Origin of the sequence: Actinophytocola xinjiangensis (genome assembly GCF_001921215.1) — a bacterium.
Lineage (GTDB): Bacteria > Actinomycetota > Actinomycetes > Mycobacteriales > Pseudonocardiaceae > Actinophytocola > Actinophytocola xinjiangensis.
Genome location: NZ_MSIF01000002.1, coordinates 244,644 through 266,515 on the forward strand (window position 1 = coordinate 244,644; position 21,872 = coordinate 266,515).

General features: G+C 71.9%; 22 protein-coding genes. 10 read left to right on the top strand and 12 right to left on the bottom strand.

Annotation, left to right across the window (positions count from 1 at the left end; genetic code table 11):
- The 7 genes from BLA60_RS05950 to BLA60_RS05980 form a co-directional block, all read right to left on the bottom strand.
- Positions 1-987: an AAA family ATPase gene (locus tag BLA60_RS05950; RefSeq protein WP_075131718.1), complete on the bottom strand. Its 987-nt coding sequence runs from the start codon at positions 985-987 to the stop codon at positions 1-3.
- Positions 984-2,954, bottom strand: coding sequence for a fibronectin type III domain-containing protein (locus BLA60_RS46135; protein WP_075131719.1), 1,971 nt, complete (start codon positions 2,952-2,954; stop codon positions 984-986). The genes BLA60_RS05950 and BLA60_RS46135 overlap by 4 nt, the downstream gene beginning before the upstream one ends.
- A gap of 230 nt (positions 2,955-3,184) precedes the next feature.
- The gene (locus tag BLA60_RS05960; RefSeq protein WP_075131720.1) at positions 3,185-4,027 is read right to left on the bottom strand and encodes a hypothetical protein; all 843 of its coding nucleotides are present in this window, start codon (positions 4,025-4,027) and stop codon (positions 3,185-3,187) included.
- A gap of 21 nt (positions 4,028-4,048) precedes the next feature.
- Positions 4,049-8,479, bottom strand: coding sequence for a type VII secretion EssC family protein (locus BLA60_RS46140; protein ID WP_075131721.1), 4,431 nt, complete (start codon positions 8,477-8,479; stop codon positions 4,049-4,051).
- Positions 8,480-8,542: 63 nt separating this feature from the next.
- Entirely contained in the window at positions 8,543-8,833 is a 291-nt protein-coding gene (locus tag BLA60_RS05970; RefSeq protein ID WP_154814157.1) for a hypothetical protein, read from the bottom strand.
- 30 nt (positions 8,834-8,863) lie between these two features.
- Complete coding sequence (locus tag BLA60_RS05975) at positions 8,864-9,850, bottom strand: hypothetical protein (protein ID WP_154814158.1); 987 nt, start codon at positions 9,848-9,850, stop codon at positions 8,864-8,866.
- Positions 9,851-9,877: 27 nt separating this feature from the next.
- Positions 9,878-10,138: a hypothetical protein gene (locus BLA60_RS05980; protein WP_154814159.1), complete on the bottom strand. Its 261-nt coding sequence runs from the start codon at positions 10,136-10,138 to the stop codon at positions 9,878-9,880.
- Positions 10,139-10,326: 188 nt separating this feature from the next.
- Here BLA60_RS05980 and BLA60_RS05985 point away from each other — a divergent pair, with 188 nt between their 5' ends.
- A complete protein-coding gene (locus tag BLA60_RS05985; RefSeq protein ID WP_075131725.1) occupies positions 10,327-11,820 on the top strand; it encodes a GDSL-type esterase/lipase family protein in 1,494 nt (497 codons plus the stop codon).
- Between the two features lie 43 nt (positions 11,821-11,863).
- On the opposite strand, the gene BLA60_RS05990 is transcribed toward BLA60_RS05985, so the two are convergent.
- Positions 11,864-12,139, bottom strand: coding sequence for a hypothetical protein (locus BLA60_RS05990; RefSeq protein WP_075131726.1), 276 nt, complete (start codon positions 12,137-12,139; stop codon positions 11,864-11,866).
- A gap of 175 nt (positions 12,140-12,314) precedes the next feature.
- Here BLA60_RS05990 and BLA60_RS05995 point away from each other — a divergent pair, with 175 nt between their 5' ends.
- The gene (locus BLA60_RS05995; protein WP_154814160.1) at positions 12,315-12,770 is read left to right on the top strand and encodes a carboxymuconolactone decarboxylase family protein; all 456 of its coding nucleotides are present in this window, start codon (positions 12,315-12,317) and stop codon (positions 12,768-12,770) included.
- Between the two features lie 234 nt (positions 12,771-13,004).
- On the opposite strand, the gene BLA60_RS06000 is transcribed toward BLA60_RS05995, so the two are convergent.
- Positions 13,005-13,547, bottom strand: coding sequence for a hypothetical protein (locus BLA60_RS06000; RefSeq protein WP_075131728.1), 543 nt, complete (start codon positions 13,545-13,547; stop codon positions 13,005-13,007).
- A gap of 122 nt (positions 13,548-13,669) precedes the next feature.
- Between BLA60_RS06000 and BLA60_RS06005 the strand changes: the two genes are divergently transcribed.
- The 6 genes from BLA60_RS06005 to BLA60_RS06030 all read left to right on the top strand — a co-directional run bounded on the left by BLA60_RS06005 (position 13,670) and on the right by BLA60_RS06030 (position 18,292).
- Positions 13,670-14,020 carry an ArsR/SmtB family transcription factor gene (locus BLA60_RS06005; RefSeq protein ID WP_075131729.1) on the top strand — a complete coding sequence of 117 codons (351 nt, stop codon included), beginning with the start codon at positions 13,670-13,672 and terminating at the stop codon, positions 14,018-14,020.
- The gene (locus BLA60_RS06010; RefSeq protein WP_075131730.1) at positions 14,017-14,460 is read left to right on the top strand and encodes an SRPBCC domain-containing protein; all 444 of its coding nucleotides are present in this window, start codon (positions 14,017-14,019) and stop codon (positions 14,458-14,460) included. The genes BLA60_RS06005 and BLA60_RS06010 overlap by 4 nt, the downstream gene beginning before the upstream one ends.
- 87 nt (positions 14,461-14,547) lie before the next feature.
- Positions 14,548-15,141 carry an ECF RNA polymerase sigma factor SigK gene (sigK, locus tag BLA60_RS06015; RefSeq protein WP_075131731.1) on the top strand — a complete coding sequence of 198 codons (594 nt, stop codon included), beginning with the start codon at positions 14,548-14,550 and terminating at the stop codon, positions 15,139-15,141.
- Complete coding sequence (locus tag BLA60_RS06020; RefSeq protein ID WP_075131732.1) at positions 15,138-15,872, top strand: anti-sigma factor; 735 nt, start codon at positions 15,138-15,140, stop codon at positions 15,870-15,872. Before sigK ends, BLA60_RS06020 begins: the two co-directional genes overlap by 4 nt.
- 136 nt (positions 15,873-16,008) lie before the next feature.
- Entirely contained in the window at positions 16,009-16,668 is a 660-nt protein-coding gene (locus BLA60_RS06025) for a fasciclin domain-containing protein (RefSeq protein ID WP_075131733.1), read from the top strand.
- Between the two features lie 91 nt (positions 16,669-16,759).
- Complete coding sequence (locus BLA60_RS06030) at positions 16,760-18,292, top strand: molybdopterin-dependent oxidoreductase (protein ID WP_075131734.1); 1,533 nt, start codon at positions 16,760-16,762, stop codon at positions 18,290-18,292.
- Here BLA60_RS06030 and BLA60_RS06035 read toward each other — a convergent pair whose 3' ends face one another.
- The 3 genes from BLA60_RS06035 to BLA60_RS06045 form a co-directional block, all read right to left on the bottom strand.
- A complete protein-coding gene (locus BLA60_RS06035) occupies positions 18,293-18,721 on the bottom strand; it encodes a hypothetical protein (RefSeq protein WP_075131735.1) in 429 nt (142 codons plus the stop codon).
- A 67-nt stretch (positions 18,722-18,788) separates the two neighbouring features.
- The gene (locus BLA60_RS06040; RefSeq protein ID WP_075131736.1) at positions 18,789-19,592 is read right to left on the bottom strand and encodes a hypothetical protein; all 804 of its coding nucleotides are present in this window, start codon (positions 19,590-19,592) and stop codon (positions 18,789-18,791) included.
- Between the two features lie 432 nt (positions 19,593-20,024).
- Positions 20,025-20,552: a helix-turn-helix domain-containing protein gene (locus tag BLA60_RS06045; RefSeq protein ID WP_075131737.1), complete on the bottom strand. Its 528-nt coding sequence runs from the start codon at positions 20,550-20,552 to the stop codon at positions 20,025-20,027.
- A 59-nt stretch (positions 20,553-20,611) separates the two neighbouring features.
- Between BLA60_RS06045 and BLA60_RS06050 the strand changes: the two genes are divergently transcribed.
- Together BLA60_RS06050 and BLA60_RS06055 are read left to right on the top strand one after the other, a co-directional pair.
- Complete coding sequence (locus BLA60_RS06050; RefSeq protein WP_075131738.1) at positions 20,612-21,547, top strand: alpha/beta hydrolase family protein; 936 nt, start codon at positions 20,612-20,614, stop codon at positions 21,545-21,547.
- 77 nt (positions 21,548-21,624) lie between these two features.
- Entirely contained in the window at positions 21,625-21,822 is a 198-nt protein-coding gene (locus BLA60_RS06055) for a hypothetical protein (RefSeq protein WP_154814161.1), read from the top strand.
- Positions 21,823-21,872: the final 50 nt, after the last annotated feature.

Below are 21,872 nucleotides of genomic sequence, written 5' to 3' on the forward strand. Positions count from 1 at the left end.
TCAGTCCGCCGTCGCCGGTGGCACGTCGACCGAGGCGAGGATGTCGGTGACCACCTCGGTGGTGGTGGTGCCGGCGAGCTCGGCCTCCCTGGTGAGCAGCAGCCGGTGGGCCAGCACCGGACCGGCCAGCCGCTGCACGTCGCTGGGCACCGGGTAGTTCCGTCCCTGCGCGGCCGCGTGGACCTGGACACAGTGGACCAACGCGCGCAGGCCGCGCGGGCTGGCGCCCAGCCGCAGCCGCCGGTCCTTCCTGGTCGCCTCGCCCAGGCCACGGATGTAGAGCAGCAGCGGCCGCGCGACGTAGAGCCGGCGCAGCGACCGGATGTGGCCGGCCACCTCCTGCGGCGTGGTCACCGGCGACACCTCGCCGATCATCCCGGCGGTGCTCAACGGTTCCAGCACGCCGAGTTCGTGCTCCAGGTCGGGGTAGCCGAGCCCGGTGCGGACCAGGAACCGGTCGAGCTGGGCCTCGGGCAGCCGGTAGGTGCCGTCCATGTCGATCGGGTTCTGGGTCGCGACCACCAGGAACGGGTCGGGCACCAGGTGCACGGTGCCGTCCACGGTCACCGTCCGCTCCTGCATGACCTCCAGCAGGGCGGACTGGGTCTTGGCCGCCGCCCGGTTGATCTCGTCGGCCAGCACCACGTTGCCGAACACCGGCCCCTCGCGGAACCGGACCTCGCCGTCGCGCGGGTCGTACACCGAGGTGCCGGTGACGTCGCTGGGCAACAGGTCCGGGGTGAACTGCACCCGCCGGGACACCCCGCCGAACGCGGTGGCCACCGCGCGGGCCAGCGTGGTCTTGCCGGTGCCGGGGATGTCCTCCAGCAGCACGTGGCCGCCGGCGAACATGGCGGTCAGCACCAGTTCCACGACCGGCCGCTTGCCGCGCACGGCGATCTCCACGGCGTCGGCCAGCCGCGAGTGCAGCGCCCGGAAACCGGCGACGTCGGCGGGGGACAGCGCCGCTGGTGCGGTCGTGGTCACGACAGTCTCCTCTGGTTGAACGTTTCCTCGACGGTGATCGGCTCACCGGCGCCCGCCGCGTTGACCGCGACGACCTGGATCCGGACGTACTGGTTTGAGCAGTCCGGGTTGGTGCAGGGAAGCTGGATACCGCGCTTCTCGTACCCGGCGACCTCCTCGGAGACCGTGTACCCGGTCTCGGTGCTGGCGGTGATCACGTAGTGCGTGACCGGGCTGCCGTTGTCCTCGCCCGGTCGCCACCGGTAGGCGAACCACAGGCGGGGCGGATTGTCGAACCGGTCCACCTTGTCCAGCCACAGTCTCGACGGCGGACCGGGACGGGTGAACGTGGTGACCTCATTGGACAGTGGAGACGGCGGAAGTTCCTGCCCCTGCTCGTAACCGGGCGGCACACCGAGGACGAAGAACGTGGCGACGGTGGCGGGCGCCAGCCCGGACACCACGGCCGAGGTGGCCGTCCCCGGCACCTGCGCGACCAGCGGCGGCTCGGCCGCATCACCGGTCTGCCCGAACACGTTGAAGCGGTCCGGCAGCGCCGGTCCCGGGGTCCAGGACACCAGCACCGACCCGTCGCCGCGAGCCTGCGCGGTCACCTCGACCGGCACGACCTCCTCGGGGGTCGGCGGATCCGGTGGCGGCGGGGGCGGCGTGGTCGTGGTGGGTGGCGGCGGCGCGGGAACCACGTCGTCGACCACCGGCGGATCGACGGAAAGCGGCGGCCCGCCGGAGATCGGTGGCCCGACGGCGGGCGGGCCACCGGCCGTGGGCGGCGGGGAACTGGCCGGCGGCGGGCCGGCCGCCGGCGGCTCGACGGCCGGGGCGCGGGGATCGGCCGGCTCGCCGTCGGGACTGAACGTGGTGACCGTCCGGCTGCTGCCGTCCGGCTCGATCACCACCCCGGTGTCCGCGCCAGGGACGTTCACGATGATCCGGCCGTCGTCCACCACCAACTCCGGATCGCCGCCCTCGGGCGTGATGATGTCCGGCCGCGCGGACCGGCCGTTCTCGTTGAGCACGATCACCTTGCGGTCACCCGGGCACGGCACGTACACCAGCCGGCCGAGCACCGCCGGGGTGCCGGGGGCGTCGCAGCCGACCCCGGTCACGCTGACCTCCAACACCTCCTGGCCGCGCAACATCACCACCGTGCCCGTCGGCTCGACCGCCGCCGGCACCAGATCGGCGGGGCTGGTCGTGGCGGCGTGCAGCGGTGTGCCCAGCCCTGGCACGGCGATCGCCCGCTCGTTGCCGGTCTCGACCTGGACCATGACCCCGCCCTCCGGGCCGAGCACCGTCACGCCGCGTTCGTGGGACACCAGGGCCGACTCGGCGCCGGTGCCGTCCACGGCCCGCTCGCCCTGCTCGACGAACCGGTCGATGTCCTCGGTCCAGACCACCTTGTGCAGCGCGGCATCGCGGCCCAACGCCCACAGCACACCGGCGTCGTCGACGGCCACGTCGGCCAGGCCGTCCTCGGTACGCCACTGCTGACCGATCGTGCCGGCCGACACCGGGTCGATGTTGGTGATCGTGCCCTGCTCGCGGTCGGCCAGGAACGTCCGGTTGCCGGCGAGCAGAACCTCGGTGTCCTCACCGGGACTGACCTGACGCCGCCCGGTGGTCAGCAGGGTCGCCAGGTCGATCAGGCTCACCGTTCCGGTCTCCCGGTCGATGACCACGAGCAGGCCGTCCCGCTGCTGGATGTCCAGGTCGTTGCCCGGCGCCGCGACGTTCAGGCGGTTGTCCGGCTTCCCGGTGCGCGGGTTGACCTGCACGACGTCGCCGCGACGGTCGTCGCCCAGCCACGTCACGCCGTCGGACACCTCGACGACCGTGCGGGCGATCCCGTCGCCGAACAGCACACCGGCCACCAGCCCGGCCGCGACGACCCCGCCGATGGCGAGGTTGCCGCCGCGCCGGACAGTCGGCCGCAGTCGTGCGCGCAGGCCGGTAAGCCGTTGGAACATTCCTGAATCCCCCGTTCGGTCGCGCCGACGCGTCATGCGTCAACGGCGGTCCCCCCGGCGACCGACACCGGCCGGGTGGTGATCCACGGCCGTGTGTGGCGATCGTAGCGCCGGGCGACGAACTGTCGGCATCGTCCGGTCGGAGCAAGGGTTCTCCCGCGGGGACCGCGTCAACGCTAAACCGCTGGTACCGCTCGTGACGAGAGCCGAGGGTGCGGAAGATTCCGGGTTCAGCCCCTGGAACGCCGACGTTGCGCGGCGGCCCGCTCGACCCTGTCCAGGTCCTCCGCGGTGACCAGCCCGACCTCGGCGGCCCGGCGGCCCAACGCGAACCGCACGTTCTGCACCCGGCGGCCCCTCGGGTCGCGGAACGGGTCCTCGTGCCGCCCGAACGCCACCGTGGCGATCACCCGGATGGCGTCGTCGACCCGTTGGGAGCGTTCGAGGTTCCACGCGTAGCCGTGCCAGGCGAGGATCCGCTCGTAGATCTCCCGGTTGGACGGTGGCCGGGGATAGTCGTCCGACCCGGACAGCCACGGCTCGGTGAGGGCGAGCGCGACGAACCACTCGCGTTCGCCCGGTGTCAGGCCGGGGGCGGTGCCGGTCGCGGCGACGTCGTGCTCCACCCGCCCGGCCGCGACCTCCGGCACGTCGGTCACGTCCTCGGTGACCGTCACCTCGATCATCACCGACAGGTCGGTGAACGACCCGTCGTCCAGCTCGCGGCCACGGAGCACCTGCAGTTGGTTCTCGCCCTCGTCGAGCAGCGCGGACATGCCCTTGGCCAGGGTCACCCGGCGGGCCCCGCCCGGCGCGTCGAACAGGCTGGACAGCTGGGCGCCGGTGCCGCCGAGCCACCGCAGGCGCACCAGCTCGTCGGCGACCGTGAGCTCGCCGACCACCCGCGACACGTGCGCCGCGCAACGCGGCAGGGTCAGCGCGGTGTAGCGCAACGCGGCGTCGGGGTCCTCGTCCGGCAGACCGGCGGCCGGAGCCCGGCCGACGAGCAGTTTCTCCCCCGACCCGAGCACCACGGCCGGAACCCCCGACACCCGAACGACGATGCGCAGCATCCAGACTCCCTCATTCCACGATCAGTCGGTTCCCGACACCACCTGGGCGACCTGGGCCTGCCCCTCGGAACACCACAGGCCGCGCCCCGCCCCGGACAACGGCTCGACCGTGTGGGACGGAATCGTAATGCCCAGCCAGGATCCCTCGGCATAGTCCGGTTGGAGCAGGAATCCCCGCCGCCCGCTGGCCGCGACCGGCACCGGGCTGTCGAGGAACCGGTGGTTCTTCGACTCGTCCGGGTCGGTGGCCACCACCACCCCCAGCCGCAGTTCCGCCGCCCGCGCGGTCAGGTCGGCCAGCGCCGCCAGCGCGGGCTTGGCGTCACCGCCGGCCTCCGCCGCCTTCTCCCACAGGTGCGTGTCGTCGACGAGCACCAGTCGCCAGTCCGGCGACCGCCCGTCGAGCCGCTCACACCAGCCGGGCAGCCACCGCGCCAGCTCGGCGAGATCGTCGATCACCACGTCGTGGTCGCCGGGAACGTCCCGTGCGCGGGGCCCGAGCACCACGACCTCGGCCGGTGGCCGCTCCGAACGCCGGGCGAGGCCGGCGATTCCCGCCAGGGCACTGGTCTTGCCGGTCTTGGCGCGGCCGGTGAGCAGGACCGGGCAGTCGGTCAGCGGCACGACGATCCCGGTGACGAAGTCGGCCTCCACCGCCAGGATCAGGTCGTCGGCGGCCGGCGCGGGCAGCGCCGCCTGCGGCACCCGGTCGGGCATACGCGGCACCGGCACCGCGGCCGACCCGGTGTAGCGGTCCGCGACCACCGAGGCCAGCGCCCGCAGCCGGTCCTGCTGGGCGGGGGTTCCCGCACCGCCGAGCGTGGCCACCTGGATCTCGATCCGGCCGAGCAGACCGCGCCCGGGAGGGCTGTCGGCGGTCACCACCCCGCCGGGCGCGCCGAGCATCAGGTAGTCGTCGTCGGTGGTCATCCGCAGCACCAGCCGCTCGCCGAACGACGCCTGCTGCTGGGCGGACACCCCGGAGCGGCGCGGCGTCGTCGCGGTGACGTGCACCCCGCAGCGCCGACCCTCCTGGAGCACCGTGGCCAGCAACTCGCCGTGGCCACGGTACTTCGCGCCGCTGTCGAGCAGATCGTTGAGCGAGGGCAGGTTGTCGATCAGCACGTGCAGGCGCGGCAACGGGTGGCCGGCCTCGGCCAGCGCCGCCAGATCCGCCGCGCCGACCCCGGCGAGCGTGGCGTTGCGGTCGTCGATCGTGCGTTTGAGCATCCGCAGCAGACGCATCACCCGCTCCGGCTGCTGCTCGCGCACCACCGACCCGACCGACGGCCAGTCGTCCAGCACACCGAGACCACCGCCGGCGAAGTCGATGGCGTAGACGTAGGGCGCCGGCTCGCCGGCACCGGGCCCGAGCGTGGCCGACACCGCCACCGTGCGCAGGAACTCGGTCTTGCCGCTGCCCGACGTCCCGTACACCAGCACATGCCCGACCTGCGGGTAGTCCACCACGATCGGCGGCTGGGACTGCTGGCGCGGACGGTCGGACACTCCCACCGGCACGTGGCCCGGCGCCGGCGCCAGGCGCAGCACCCTGTCCGTCGAGCCGGGCACCTGCTCCTCGTCGACCGCGTCCGCGCCGACCAGCAGCTCACCCGGAGCCCGGCAGCCCAGCGCGAGCAGGGCCGGGATGGGCGGCAACCACGGCGGTTTCGGCGCCTGGCGCCCCGACCGGACGAACGCGCCGGCGATCGTGGTGACCAGCCGGTCCAGGTCGGTCCTACCGTGGCTGCGCACCCCGGCGGTGTCGCCGTAGCCCTCGTCACCGCGCACCTCCACCGCGGTGAACGGGCGGACGTCGACCCGCTGGCCGGCCGACCGCAGCTCCTCCCGCGCGCCGACCCACGCCGACTGGACCAGCTCGGTCGTGCCGTGCCCGGTGCGCCGGATCCACGCCCGGCCCGGGGTGCGGCGGGAGATCGACACCGCGTCACCGCGTTCGATCACGTCGCTGGAGTCGTCGGTGGAGTTGACCCGCAGCGCGATCCGCAGATCGGTGTTGGCCTTGATCTGCGCGGTGATCACCCCGGCGGGCCGCTGGGTGGCCAGCAGCATGTGCATACCGAGCGACCGGCCGCGCTGGGCGATGTTGACCATGCCGTCGACGAAGTCCGGGACCTCGGCGACCAGCGCGGCGAACTCGTCGACACAGATCAGCAGGCTGGGCGGGGCGGCGTCGGGATGCTCACGCTCCAACGCGATCTGGTCCTTGGCGCCGTAGTGCTCCAGGATCTCCTCGCGGGCGTTGACCTCCGCCGTCAGCGAGGTGAGCGCCCGGTGGACCAGGGCGGGTGTCAGGTCGGTGATGTAGCCGACGGTGTGCGGCAGGTCGGCGCACTCGCGGAACGCCGCGCCGCCCTTGTAGTCCACCAGCAGGAACGTCATCCGGCTCGGCGGGTTGTTCAGCGCGAGCGAGCAGATCAGCGTCTGCAACAGTTCGCTCTTGCCGGAACCGGTGGTGCCGGCGACCAGACCGTGCGGCCCGTCCTCGCGCAGGTCGAGCGTGACCGGGCCGTCCACCCCGAGACCGATCTGCGCGCGCAGACCCCGGCTGCGCCGCCAGCGCTCCAGCACCGGCTCCTCGTCGTCGGGATCGGTGAGGTCGCCGGTGATCTCGGGCAGCCGCACCATTTCCGGGATCGCCGTGTCGGCCGGCAGCACGGCCGCCTCGTCGGTGTGGTCGGTCAGGCTCCTGGCCAGCTTCCACGCCGTGCCCAGGTCGGTGGTGTCCAGGTCGGTCACCAGCGCCACTCCGGCGCGGTCCCGGTGTGCGACCGTGGCGACCGCGTGCGGCGGCTGTTCGCCGGGCCGGGTCATCGCCGAGGTGACCATCGTCGCCGGGACCGACGCCGTCAGGTCGACCAGCACGTCGGTTCCCGACGGCACCTGCCGGGGTTCGCCGCCCAGCCACAGCAGCCGCAGCCGGCGCTCCACGGCGATCGCGGCGACCGCCTCCACCACCCGGCGGGGAACCCCCGCCTGCTCGTCGACGACGCACAGCGTCTCGCCGGTGCCGTTCTCGGCGGCGGCCAGCAGGTCGAGCAGCGCCTGACCGTCGGTGGCGCCGATGGCGACCGGGGCCCGCCCGCCGACCCGGCGGGTGACCTGCGGCAGCCACCGCAGCCAGGTCTCGTGGTGCGCGGTGTTCCTGCCGAGCACGGCGGCCACCGACAGGTCGGCGGGGGAGTGGTCCACGCACAGCCGCAGCACCATCGCCCGCGCCACCGCGTCCACCCGTTCCCGGTCCCCGGCGATCGCCACCAGGGCGATGTCCGAGGCCGGCAGGCTGACCGGCATGTCCGCCAGCACCTTGCGCAGCGCCAGTTCCCGGCGCGCCGAGGACACCACCTCGCGCTCGCCGCCGTCCTTGAGCTCACTGTCCAGTGTGGCCGTCACGGGACCGAGACCGATGCGGTAGCTGAGGAAGTCGGGGTCGGCGCTGCGGCGGTTCCACAGCGCCGGGTGGCCGGTGAGGACCCGCCGGGGCAGCACGGCGAAGTCGGGATGGTCGTCGAAGGCCCGCTCGCGCTGCGCGGCGTTGTGCAGGTCGAGCTGGTCCAGGATCTCCTCGAAGTCCTCGCGCCAGGCGGCGAGCTGGCGCTCGTAACGCTTCTTGTCCATGCGCTGCTGGAAGAAGTGCGTCCCGGCCATCGCGAACGGGGCGATCACCAGGTAGAGCATGCCGTAGCCGCTCCGGCTGCTGAACAGCATGCCGATCGCCATCGCCAGCGGCATCAGCATCATCGCCCAGATCGGCATGTGGTAGTCGTTCCTGGTCGGCGGGCTCGGCACGTCGAGGGTGTCCTCGCGCAGCGGCTCACCGAACCTGGGTGGGCGCAGCACCGCCGCGCCGTGCTCCTGGTCCCCGACCGGTTCGAGCACCACCGAGGTGTCGCCGAGCTCGACCGGCGCGCCCCAGCGCAACGGCGTCGGCCGGCGCACCTGGACACCGTCCACACTGGTCCCGTGGGCCGAGCCGTCGTCGACGACGACCGGCGTGGGGGTGAGCAGGACCCTGGCGTGCACCCGGGAGATCAGCGGGTCGGTGAGCACGACCGTGCAGCCGGGGTCCCGGCCGATCGTGGCCGAGTCACCGGACACGGGGACGACCAGGCCGGTGTCCGGACCGGACACCACACGCGCCATCGCCCGGCGCCGCCCGGGAATCCCCGGCCGGTGCGCCCAGCTGGCCGGGACGGTGGCGACGTCCAGCAGCGTCCCGGGCCGCAGGCCGCACTCACCGAGCTTGCGGTCGGCCGGCCAGGACGTGCCGTTCTCCACCGGCACGACGAGCAGACCGGCGCCGTCGGGACGCAGGTGCCGGCCGAGGGCACCGGCGAGGTCGAGAACCGTCGCGTCGGGCTGCGCGCGGACCAGCACGTCCACCGGCGCGAGCCCGCTGTCGCGGGACGGCCGCACACTGATCGTCCACATGGAACGGTGCTCCTCTCGCACGGCCGGTGGGCCCCCGGCGCCGGCCAGGGGGCCCACCGACGGTCAGTGGCTCGCGCTGTGGGTGGTGGCGCCGGAGACGGCTTCCTGGTCGGCGACGTGCTTCATCAGGTCCATGGCCTGGTTGGTCAGCACCTCCTTGAGCGAGTCGAACAGGCGCTTGATGTCGCTGGCCCAGGTCTGGCGGAACGCCTCGCTGTCCGGGCCCTCCCACTCGAACCCGGTCATCAGACCGTTGTACTTGGTGTACAGCTGGAGGAACTCGCTCTCGGCCAGGTTCTCCAGCGTCTTCGCGGCGACCCGACCGTTGTCGATGTCCATACCCAGACGTGCCATGATGTCCTCCTGTTGTGGTGATGTCGATCGTTACGTGATCTGTTGGCCGAGCCGCATGTCCGGCTCGTCCGGCTGGCCGATCCTGTTGGCCAGAGCGTTCTTCGCGGCCAGTCCGCCGCCGGCGAGCAGCAGCCCGCCCGCGGCCACGGCGGCCGCCGTTCCCAGTGCCGGTTCCGGCGGATCGACGGCGATCCGGGACGTGGGCACCACCTCGCCGCGGTCGATGGCACCGGCGGCGATCGCGCCACCGCCGAGCCCGGTGCGGTCGACCCGCAGGTCGCCCGCGTTGTCCGCGACCCCGCCGCTTCCACCGCCGAGCCCACCGCCGCTTCCGCCGCTTCCGCCGCCGAGCCCGCCGCCCGCGCCGCCGAGTCCGCTGCTGTCGCGGGCCGCGGACGCCGTCAGACCGGCCGGTTCGGCCACGGTCGGTTCCCTGCCGGCCACCGGGTCGGTGGCCGGCTTCGGCGCGGTGGACCCGTCGAGCGAGGGCGCGGAGGTCTCGGGCAGCGGCTGGGCCGGCGCCACCGTCGCGGTGGAGGTGTTCTCGTCGGTGAACAGGTCGCCGAACTTGCCGAGCTCCTCACCGAGCTTGCGTGCCTCGCCGACCAGCGTGCCCAGCTTCTCCAGGGCGCTGCTGTCCTTCTTGTCGCTGTCCTTCCTGCCGTCGTTCTTCGCGGCACCGCCGCCACCGGCACCGCCGCTGCCGGTGCGACCGCTGCCACTTCCGCTGCCGGTCGCCGTGGTGCCCGAGGACTTCGTGTCGCTGACCTGGTCCTGCTCGTCGGCGTTGCGGGTCAACACCTCGGTGAACGTGCGCAACGTTTCGACGATCTTCTTCAACGCGGCGATCAGCACCCGGAGGTACTGCTTGAACGCGTTCGCCCACGGCCCGGCGGCCGACAGCGCGTCGAGCGTGCGCTGCGCGACCTGGAGGAACCGTTCGGCGATCGTGACGGCGTTGGTGAGCATCGCCGCCACAGCACGCATTCCCTTGACGTTCGCGCCCTGAAAGGACATTCCCGGTCTCCTCCTTCCCCGTTGGGATCAGCGGCTCGCGTCGCGTTGCCGCTGGGCCCGGCGCCACAGCTGCGTGGCCTTGTCGCCGGTGCCCTCGGTCTCGGTGAGCACGGCGGGCGCGAACTGTCCCCAACTGCCGCGAAAGGCGGTGGCGTCGGCGCCCTGCCAGTCCAGCTGGTCCAGCAGCCCGCTGATGTTCCGGGTGACCTCGCCGAGGTCGGCCGAACTGCTTGCCAGATCGAAGGACGCGGTCTCCGACTCGTCCGGATCCATTCCCTGCCAGGCCATCGCGGTCGTCCTTTGCCGTCGTTCACTGTTCGGGAACGACGTTAGGACGGCAGGCCGGCCGTGGTCGAGAGAAGACGACCCGGAAGGTTACGGCTTGTCCGGCATCGACGGCGAACCGCCGCGCTCCCTACCGTCGAGGCGACACGACGACACCACCGGAAAGGCGCGCGATGTCAGGTTTTCACGGCATGAACCCGGCCACGGTCAAGGACACCGCCGAGACCTTGTGGCTGGCCAACCAGGCGGCGACCGGGGCGCTGGCCGCGCTCAGCGCCGTCAGGGCGAGGAACGACGCGGTGACCGGCCCCGACGCGGATCGACTGCGGCACGCCCTCGGCCCGGAGATCCGGCGCACCGGCACGTCCGTCCAGGTCGCCAACGCGCTGTACCTCGACCTGTGCAACCAGATCGGTGTGCAGCACACGGCCAGCGGCGGCGCGGTGACGCCGGTGCGTGGCCGGGCGCTCGCGGCCCCCCGCCGCCTCAAGATCGCCGGTCTCGGCAACTCCTTCGGCGCGGGCGAGGGCGTCGGCGAGGGCACGGACGCCGGTCTGGCCAAGTACTTCGACGGGCAGGACCGGCGGCACCGCTCACCGTTCGCGGCGCTGCCCCAGGCACTGGAACGGCTCCAGCGGGCCAATCCGACGGTCGGGGTGGACCTGTACTTCGCCGCGTCCTCCGGGGCGGTCGTGCGCGACCTGGTCTGCGACCAGACCGAGCAGCACGCGTTCGGCAACAAGCGGATGAACCCACCGACCTGGCAGGTCAACCCGGCCCAGCTGTTCCAGATCCCGGTGGACGCCGACGCGGTCGTCGTGGACCTCGGCGGCAACGACGCCGGTTTCGGGCCGATCATCCAGGCCGCCCACTCCTCGGGGTTCGACGAGGAACTGGCCAGGTACCAGCCGCTGCTGGCCGACAAGGGCCCGGACGGCAAGCCCTACACCGAGGCCGACTACCGCAAGCAGGCGGCGGAGGCGGAGGTCGGCCTGGCGAAGACGATCGTCGCCCGCTGGTTGCAGGCGATCGACGAGATCCGCAAGCGAGCGCCCGACGCGCAGATCGTTCTCGCCAACTATCCCGACGCGCTGGTGCCCTCGGTCCTCGCCAGGACCAGCTGGCTGGTGAACGAGGAGGACGCCAGGAGGATCCAGACCGAGCTGGCGGACCCGTTGAAGGCGGCTCTGGCCAAGGTCGCCGAGCTCGCCGGGCCCGGGGTGCGCCTGGCCGACGTGTCGACCACCCTGAAGGGACACGAGGTCTACACCGCACAGCCGTGGATCAACGGCCTGGACCCGTTCCTCAGCGACCGGGACACGCTGGTGGGCCGGGACAACAAGAAGATCGAGCACCCGGACGGGTTCGACACGGTCCGCGAGACCTGGGCGAAGAAGGAACCGTTCCACCCCAACGACAAGGGCTACGGGGCGATGGCCAACCCGATCGCCGGCGCCCTCGCGTCCTCGCTCGGCCTGACCGTGCCCGCGCCCCCGCCGCCCGGCACGGTCACCGCCCCCACGTCGATCACCATCGTCCAGGGCTTCTCCGACCTCGACGGCGACGGAATCCGTGACAAGAACGACCCGTCGCCCGGGAAACCGGCCTTCCAGGGCCTGGTGAACTGTCCGCCCCAGGCCAAACCGCTGCCGCCGATGTTCCCCAGAAAGGACCGCGACCACTGAGCGAAGGGCTCTCGGGTTCTCCCGGGAGCCCTCCCGGCCCGGCTCACCGGAACACGACACCGCCGCTGGCGATGTCCTGGCGCCGCCGAATCGACTCCAACTCGGCCGACCTGGCACGCAACGTGGCCTCGATCGCCCGCAGCTCGGCCAGGAACGCGAACCGGTCACTGTCGAACCTGGTCCGGTCCTCGCCCGTCCAGTCCAGCGCGGTGGCGCTCTTCTCCACCGCCGTGATCCCACTGGCCACCGAGTCGGCCGCCGCGGTCAGATCGTCGACGGACCTGCTGACGAACTCGGTGTCCTCGATTCCGGTGAGCATGAACCCTCCTCGCCTGGCGCGACTGACATCGAGGACAACGCTAGATCCGGCGGCCCGGCGGCGGCGAGGCGTCGGCACGCGGAAGATTCCGGCCTGTGGGCAGGGGCCGGTCACATCCGTGACGCCGGCGGGTTCACAGGGGTGACAGTGTCCCTTTCCCTCGAGGAGCCCTCCCGTGAGCCAACGGATGCCCGACGCGAACACCCACCTGCCCGAGATCCAGCAGCTGGCCGGCCTCATGGTCCGGTCGGTCGGCAACGGCTCGGTCCCGGCGACCACGACCAGCCTGGTCTACCTGCGGGCCGGGCACCTCGTGGGCAGCACCTACCAGGTGATCCGCCACTCCGCCGACCTGCGCAAGGCCGGCGAGTCGGAGCACAGGATCAACGCCGTGGCGACCTGGCCGGACGCCCCCTACTTCACCGAACCCGAGCGCGCCGCCCTGGCACTGACCGACGCCGTGTTCACCCCGGCCGCTCCCGGCACCGAACGCGTGCCGGAGGCCCTGTTCACCGAAACCACCAAGCACTACGACGACAAGGCGATGGCCACCCTGATGATGACCCTCGCCACCGCCGGTTTCTGGATGAACGTGGCCCTGGTCTCCACACCGGACCCGCTGCCGGCCTGACCCCCGTCGACCCGGTGGGCCGGCGTCCTCGTCACGACGAGGCCGCCGCGCCCACCGGGTGCCGGCGCGGGGTACTGGTCCAGGAACTGAACACGCACGCCATGGTCAGCGCGCGGAGTGGTCCTCGCGGAGGTAGTCGCCGACCGGCGCGGCTCCGGCCGAGGATGAGCCGGATTCCGCCCACGAGCAGCAGGAGCGAGCCGAGGCCGAACCCCGCCCGGAGCCGTTTCGGAATTACTTCTTCGTGTAGAAGCCGCCGTCGACGATCGTCAGGGTTTCGTCGTCGCAGTAGTACTCGCGGGCGCCCTGGGGGATCATTCTTCTGGGGTCGTGTCGCGGGTCGTCGGGCTGTTTGACGGTCCCTTTGAACAACTCCCTCGTCGCCTTGCCGTTCGGTTCGGAGGTGACGGTGAGAACGTGTCTGTCGTCGGCCTGTTCGGAGGTTTCGTAGTCCACGTTGAGGGTTCCGGACAGGCGCACGCTGTACGCCCCGTCCTCCGGGCGGCTGTACAGGCGCAGGTCCAGTGTCCAGATGGCTTTCGCCTTGGCGAAGGTCACCTCGACGGTCCCGGCGGCGTCGGCCTTGACCGACGTGTCGGCCTCCAGGCCGATGGAGCGTCCCGTCACGTCCTCGACCCAGGTGCCCTCCAGGCACTCGTCCGCCGCCGGCTGGTCGTCCTGGAGCAGGATCGGGATCACGATGCCGCCGGCCACCGCGACGACCAGGCCCGCCACGCCCAGCCACTTCGTGGTCCCGCGCGAATCGTCCTCGCCCACGCGCACGCTCCCCCTGACCGGTTGACCAACCCCAGTATCCCGTCCGGGAGGAGCCGCTGTCCCGGATTCAGACACTTAAGTGTCGACTTGACTTTCTGGGGGCGTGAGCTACAGTTAAGTGCATGCTTAACCATGAGCCGGCGGACCGGGTGTTCCACGCCCTCGCCGACGCCAACCGGCGGGCGATCATCGAGCGGCTGACCGCCGGCCCGGCCGCGGTCAGCGAGCTGTCGCGCCTGCTGGGCGTGACACTGGCCGCCACGGTCCAGCACCTGCGGGTGCTGGAGGACAGCGAACTCGTCCGGTCGGAGAAGGCCGGCCGCGTCCGCACCTGCCAGATCGATCCGGTCGGCCTGCGCCGCGCCGAGCACTGGCTGCACGCCCAGCGCACCACCTGGGAACACCGCCTCGACCGTCTCGGCGACATCCTCGGGGAGCCCGACCCGACCACCTTCAAGGAGCCAACGACATGAACACCGTCAAGCACAGCACCTTCACGCTGGAACGGACCTACGCCGCACCTCCCGCGCGGGTGTTCGCGGCCTGGGCCGACCGCGACACGAAGGCGAAGTGGTACGCCGCCCACGACACCGACTACACCCTCGACTTCCGGGTCGGCGGCACCGAGGCCACCCACGGACAGACCGACGACGGCGCGCGGATCGTCGCCACCTCGGTCTACCGCGACATCCGCGCCGACGAACGCATCGTCTACACCACCCTGCTCCACGGCCGCGACGTGCTGGCGACCGTGTCGGTGACCACCGTCGAGTTCGTGCCAGAGGGCACCGGCACACACCTGGTGCTCACCGAGCAGGACACCTTCCTCGACGACCAGGAACTGCCCGACTGGCGCCAGCAGGGCACCCGCGATTGGCTGGACGCGCTCGGGCGCGAGATCACCGGAGCATGATCTGGACCGCCGGGCAATCCGGGACCGCCCGCTGCTCCGAACAACCCGGGACAGGACAGCTGGGCGGGCCGGTAGGGACAGGTGGGCATGGGTGATCGGGCGCGGCGAACGCACGGGACCGGCGCCGGAGCGGGCGGTCCGGACGTGGGGGAACTCCTGGTCCGGGTCGGCCGGGGCGACGAGGCGGCCTTCGAACAGCTCTACGACGTGCTGAGCAAACCGCTCTACGGCGTGGTGCGCCGGCTCGTCCGTGACCCCGGCCAGTCCGAGGAGGTCACGCAGGAGGTGATGGTCGAGCTCTGGCGCTGCGCCGGCCGCTACTCCCCGGACCGGGGCAGTGGCCTGGCCTGGGCGATGACGGTGGCCCACCGCCGGGCGGTGGACCGGGTCCGCTCCGCGCAGGCGTCGGCCGACCGCGAGGACTACGTCGGCCGCCGCGACGTCGCGCGCCCGTTCGACGAGGTCACCGAGCAGGTCACCAGCCGCCTGGAACAGGAGCAGGTGCGGCGCTGCCTGCGGACGCTGACCGAGGCGCAGCGCGAGTCGGTACTGCTGGCCTACTACGGCGGGCGCACCTACCGGGAGGTCGGGGAGCTGCTCGCCACCCCGCTCGGCACGATCAAGACGAGAATGCGTGACGGCCTGATCCGCCTGCGCGACTGCCTGGGGGTGGCCGGATGAACACCCGTCCCGACGCCGAGATCCACGCGCTGACCGGCGCGTACGTCCTGGACGCGCTGTCGGACCAGGAACGCGCCGCCTTCGAGGAGCACCTCGGCGCGTGCGAGACCTGCGCGGTGGAGGTGAGCGAGTTCCGGGAGACCACGGCCCGGTTGGCGCTGGCCGCGTCGGCCCAGCCGCCCGCCGGCCTGCGGGACGCGGTGCTGGCCAGGATCGCCGACGTCCGCCAGGAAGGGCCGGGCACCGGCGAGAACGTCGTGCCACTGCCGAGATCCCGCGCGCGCCGGTGGCCGCTTCGGCTCTCGGTCGCGGCGGCCGCCGTGTTGTTGCTGGTCTCGACCACGCTCGGGGTGCTGCTGGCCCGCGAGCGGCAGAACTCCGACGACCTCCAGCAGCAGGCCCAGGCGGTGGCGGCGGTGCTGCGTTCCGGGGATGCCGACATCTCCACCAGCGTCTCGGGGGACACCCGGATGACGATGGTCAGTTCCCGTGACCAGGACCTGGTCCTCCTGCTGGCCGACGCCCTCCCGCCGGCACCCAGCGGACACGACTACCAGGCCTGGACCATCGGCGACGGCGTCCGGGCCGCCGGGCTGCTCGTTCCCCGCGACGGCAGGGCTTTCCTGGCGGTGCACGGGATCGACACGGCCACCGAGATCGGTATCACGGTCGAACCGGCGGGCGGTTCCGAGCGGCCGACGACCGATCCGATCATGCAGTTGGAGTTGTAGGGCGCGAAATATCACGAAGTGATCACGGCTGTGGATTGACCAATCCGGAGGACGCGACCCGACGAATTACGGGTAGTTGTCGCCTCGCAGGGCGAACCGAATCGGTCGAAACACACGGGAACGGGAGATCACTGAGATGAAGCGCAGTATTCGCCGGGGAGCCCTCGCCATCGGCGTCGTCGCCGTCGCCTTCCTCGGCACGGCCTGCGGCGAGGACGGTGGCAGCGGGGCCGGGGCCGACCCGGCACCGGCCACGACGACCACCACCGAGTCCGAGATGGACACCGCGACGGCCGACCCGGCCGCCGACCTGGTCGGCCCCGGCTGCGCCGCCTACGCCGAGGCCAACCCGGACGGCGCCGGCTCGGTGTCCGGGATGGCGCAGGACCCGGTGGCCGTCGCGGCGGGCAACAACCCGCTGCTCACCACGCTCGTGCAGGCGGTGTCCGGGCAGCTGAACCCGAAGGTCGACCTGGTCGACACCCTCAACGGTGACGAGTTCACCGTGTTCGCCCCGGTGGACGACGCGTTCGCCAAGATCGACGCGGCCACCATCGAGAAGCTCAAGTCCGACGCCGACCTGCTGACCACGATCCTGACCTACCACGTCGTGCCGGGGCAGACGGCTCCCGACGCGATCGCCGGCGACCACACCACCGTCCAGGGCGGCACGGTCAGCGTGACCGGATCGGGTGACCACCTGAAGGTCAACGACGCCAACGTGATCTGCGGCGGCGTGACGACCGCGAACGCGACCGTCTACCTGATCGACTCGGTGCTCATGCCGCCGGCCTGATCACCGGAACATCACGCCGCCGGGGGATTCCACCCCGGCGGCGTTCTTCTTTCTCCCCAAACTCTTACCCCGCCGGCAACGAATACCTCACATGGACGACGAGAACTCCCCGGCCGTGCTGTCCCGGTGGACGGCGATCCTGATCGCCGTCCTGGCGATGGTCACCGCGCTGGCGGTGGGCCACCTGGTCGCCGCCCTCACCGACCCGGACGCGTCACCGTTCGTCGCCGTCGGCGACAGCGTGCGGGACCTCAGCCCGCCGGCGGTCACCGAGTTCGCCATCAGCGACCTGGGCGAGGCGAAGAAACCGTTGCTGTTCGGCGGGATCGCCGCGATGCTGCTGGTGCTCGCCACGGTCGCCGGGCTGCTCTCCCGGCGCCGCCCGTGGCCGGGCCTGGCGCTGGCGACCGTCGTCGGCGTCGTCGGCCTGCTCGCCGTGCTCGACCAGTACGACGTCGACACGGTTGGCCTGCTGGCCCCGGTGTCGAGCCTGGTGGCCGGCGCCGCCACCTTCGGCTGGCTGCACCGCCTGGCCGCCAGCGGCCTCACGCGGCCGGCCGACACCTCCCGCCGCCGTTTCCTGTGGACCGGCGCGGGAGTCGCGGTCGGCGCCGCCGCCTTCGGTGGCCTCGGCCAGGTTCTCGCCGGCCGCGTCGACGTCGAGGCGTCCCGCGCGGGCGTCGGTGCGCTGACCCCCAGCGTCCCCGCGCCGCCCATCCCCGCCACCGCCGACTTCGGCACGCCACGGTTCATCACCAGCAACCGCGACTTCTACCGGGTGGACACGGCGCTGCTGGGCGTGCCGCAGGTCCGGGCGCAGGACTGGCTGCTGCGCGTGCACGGCCTGGTCGACGAGCCGAGGACGTTCACGTTCAACGACATCCGGGCTCGTCGGCTGGTCGAACGCACCATCACCATGACCTGTGTGTCCAACCAGGTCGGCGGCGGCTACGTCTCGACGGCGAACTTCGTCGGTGTCCCGCTGCGCGACCTGCTCGACGAGACCGGTGTGCGGTCCGGGTCCGACCAGCTGTTCTCCACCAGCGTCGATGGCTGGACCGCCGGCACCCCGGTCGAGGCGGTGCTGGACCGCGACCGGGGCGCCCTGCTGGCGATCGGCATGAACGGCGAACCGCTGCCCACCGAACACGGCTTCCCCGCCAGGATGGTCGTCCCCGGCCTGTACGGGTTCGTCTCCGCCACGAAATGGGTGGTGGACCTGGAACTGACGACCTTCGACGCCAAACGGTCGTACTGGCTCGAACGGGACTGGGCGCGGGAGGCACCGATCAAGACCCAGTCCCGCATCGACGCCCCCCGCTCCTTCGCCACCGTCCCCGCCGGCCCGGTGACGATCGCCGGCACCGCCTGGGCCCAGACCGTCGGCATCGACCGCGTCGAGGTCCGCGTCGACGGCGGAGCCTGGCGTCCCGCGACCCTGGCCACCAAGGTGAACGACCAGACCTGGCGCATGTGGCGCGTCGAGATCACCCTCGGGCCGGGCACGCACACCGCCGAGGTCCGCGCCACCGACCGCACCGGCCGAACCCAACCCCGGCAACGGGTCGCGCCGATCCCCGACGGCGCCACCGGCTGGCACTCCCGCCAGTTCACCGTCGGCTGATCATCCCCGCGCGTAGTACTTCGTCGCCCCGTCGCGGCAGCTGTTCCACGCCGGCCGGTCGGCGTCGTAGGCGCAGCTCTGGTACTCGATGTAGGTGTCCTCCGGCATGTCGAAGTTGACGTCCAGGCAAGTGTAGACGCCGTGGGTGTTGTCGATCCGGGTGAAGTACTCGTCGTCCGAGCCCCGGTACCAGGCGGACGCGCGGGCGCCGTCGGCCTTCGTGTCGCACACGAACATGTGCTCGCCGGTCGGGTTGAAACAGACCAGCGAGCGGTACTCCAGGTCCCACCGCTTGCTGTTGTCCGGACAGTTGGGCGGGTAGCCCACCACACTCGTCGGCGCGGCGACGGCTTCGGTGGCGACGATCGCGGACACACCACCCCAGGCCAACAGCCCCACAGCGGCGGCGATCGGGAACAGGGCTCTCATGACTGACCTCCGTACTCCGTCAACAGGAGTCCACAGTGTCGTGATCACCGCTTTCGCCGCGCTGTGCTCACCCTTGCCCGGACCGGTGATCGCGGGGCAGGCCGTGGAGGTGGCCGACCTGGATCGTGGTGCCGGTGTGGGTGCCGCCGCTGATGGTGTTGTTGACCCCCGCGGGCGGCGGTGCCGGCGGCGCCGGTTCCGGACCGGGCCGCCCGTCGACCCCGTGCGCGAGCAGCTCACCGCTGGGCGTGGGCACGTACAGATGAACCGTGTCGGCGAACTCCTTGACCCGCACCGCCACCGGGACCAGCCGCGACGTGGACAGCCGCGCGTACCCACTGGCCACCACGTCGTGGAACACCCGCTGGGACAGCGCGACCGCCAGGAAGGTCACCTCCGGATCCGAACGCGTCAACACGTCCCGGACGGCCGAAGCGTCCAGCATCCGGTGGGTCGCGATGACCGCCTGCCCCACGACACCGGCCCGGCCGCGCGGATCCGGCTCACGAACCGGACCGATGTTCAGACTGGCCCGCAACCGCAGTCGCAACCCCCGGCCACGCGCCCGCAACGCCCGGTCCCGCTCGGCCAGCACCGCCTGCAACGCGTCGAAGACATGGCTGACGACCCCGGGAAGATGCCGGGTGTCGAACCCGATCCCCAGCCCGTCACCGCTGTTGTGCGGGAACAACGCCTCCCGGAACACCTGTCCCAGACCGGCCCGTTCAAAGGCCAGGGCCACGACACCTGGGACGGCCTCGGCCAGAAGTTCCTGATCAGGATCGGAATTCCCACCGAAATCCTTGGCGTCCACCACCAGCACCGCTCGGTACGGCGGCAGTTCGGTCACCTCGCCGGGCTGGTCGGCCATGGCACACCTCCCTGAACCACCGGACCACACGGCCCGCCGCGCCGAACGTCGCTCGATATCGTATCCGACCAGGGCCTCTTCACCCGGCGACAGGCGCGCGGGAATGCGCGGCAGGCCGGCTTGACAAGAATCCGCTAGCTCATATCCCACTGGTTGATTGGCTGAAATGGTCGGATCTGCTCGGTAAAGATTTCGTGTCGTCGAGCGGGATCGGTGCTCGTGGGGTTCGCGGCACCGATGTCCGAGCGCGTCGCCAACAGGCTGCCGGCGGATGTGGTGACGTGACCGTGACGATGGTCCCTACCGCGCGTCGGAACTACTTGGTCGGGCAGCTGCCTATGGCCAACTCGTGGTACGGATCCCGTTTCCGGTGGAACTGCTGCCCGAGCCCGTGTACACCGGCACGGCCGAGCACGCCGATGCGGGGCGAGGTCAGTCGTCGGTGGGGACCGCGATCAGACTGATCATTCGCTGAGTGCGGCCGGGGGCGGGGTCGTTGCCGCTTCTGGCGGTGACCGCGGTGCGCAGTTCGGTGAGCAACTCGGCCAGTTCGTCGTCAGTCAGCCAGATGGCCGCCTGACGGTAGGTCACGCCGTCGGTGGTCGGGTCGGTCGGCTGGCCGGCGAGGTAGTGGTCGAAGTCGGCCAGCAGCCCGCCGACGAACGCGGTGAACGCCCGCCGGTGGTCGTCGGTGGTCATGGCGGCGCGGTCGGCCGGCGCGAGCTCGGCGCGGTCGAAGCGCACCTGGTAGGTCCGCTCCATGGTGCCGCGCACCCGCTTCTCGTCCACGACCTCCAGGATCCCGGCGGCGGTGAGCGTCGCGATGTGCCGGTACATCGTGGCCGGCGCGATGTCGGGCAACCGCTCGCGCAGTTGGGCCGTGGTGCCGGGTCGACCGTCCAGCAACGCGCGCAGGATGCGCAGCCGGACGGGGTGCAGGAGGAGGTCCAGGGTCGCCATGGACACATGATTCCTACATCTGATACTTTTCTCAAAACTGATAACAATGGAGGTATGGGATGACCGGCCGATCCACTGTCGGAACCACCCACTCGCGGGAGCTGGAGATCACGGCGACCGCGGATGACGGCGTCCCCCTCGGCGGCACCCTGACCCTGCCTGCCGGTCAAGGACCGCATCCGGCCGTGGTGTTCCTGCCGGGGTCGGGCCGGCTGGACCGCGACTCCAACGCGGGCCGGGTGCGCATGTGCCTCGGCCGGCCGCTGGCCGACGCTCTGGCCGCCCACGGCGTCGCGTCCCTGCGCTACGACCGGCGCGGCGTCGGCGCCACCCCCGGCGACTGGCGCGCGGTCGGTTTCCACACCAACCGCGCCGACGCGGCCGCCGCGCTCCGCGCCCTGCGCGCCCACCAGGAGATCCGGGCCGAGACCGTCGGCGTGGTGGGGCACAGCGAGGGCGCGGTGCACGCGATGTGGCTGGGCGCCCACGAGCCCCTCGCCGCGGTGGTGCTGCTCGCCGGCTACGCCCGGCCCGGGGTCGAGGCCGTGGAGTGGCAGTTCAGCCAGTTGGCCGGGAGCCTGCGCGGTCCGGCGCGGGTGCTGCGTCCGGCGCTGCGCCGGCTCGCCGCCCGCCATCTCGCCCGGCTGGCGGACACCACCGGCGACGTGGCCAGGGTCGGCGGCCTGCGGCTCAACGCCCGGTGGTGGCGCGAACAGCTCGCCCACGACCCGAGGGCCGACCTGGCCCACATCCAGGCTCCCGTGCTGGCCCTCACCGGTGAGAAGGACCTCCAGGTTGATCCCGACGACCTGGAGGTCATCGCCCGGCTGGTCCCCGGTGGGGCCGAAACCCACCGCGTCCCCGACCTCACCCACATCCTGCGCCGCGACCCCGGCCGGCCGTCGGTGTTGGCCTACCGCCGGCAACTGCGCAAGCCGGTGGAACCCGACGTGCTCAGCGGCGTCGCGCGCTGGCTGGCCGACCGGCTGCGCTGACACGTCACCATTCCCCGACCCGCGCCACGTTACTGATCGATCTTGCCGGCAGCGCGCCCCTGGTCGCGGTGATGCCGATGGTGGTGGTGACCGACGACCCGGGTGGGGCACGAGACCGGGTCGCGGCGAAGTACGGCGCGGCGGCCGACCTTCCCGTCTACCGCGCGATGCTTGACCGCGGCGGCCTCGCCGGACCCGCCGACGTCGCCGGCGACGAGGAAACCGTGCTGTGCGAAACTGCGCCGTTACCGGGACCCGGGGTGCGACCGATCTGATCGAACATCCGTTGGCACGGAGGCGGAACGGGAACGGACCCTGGCGACGC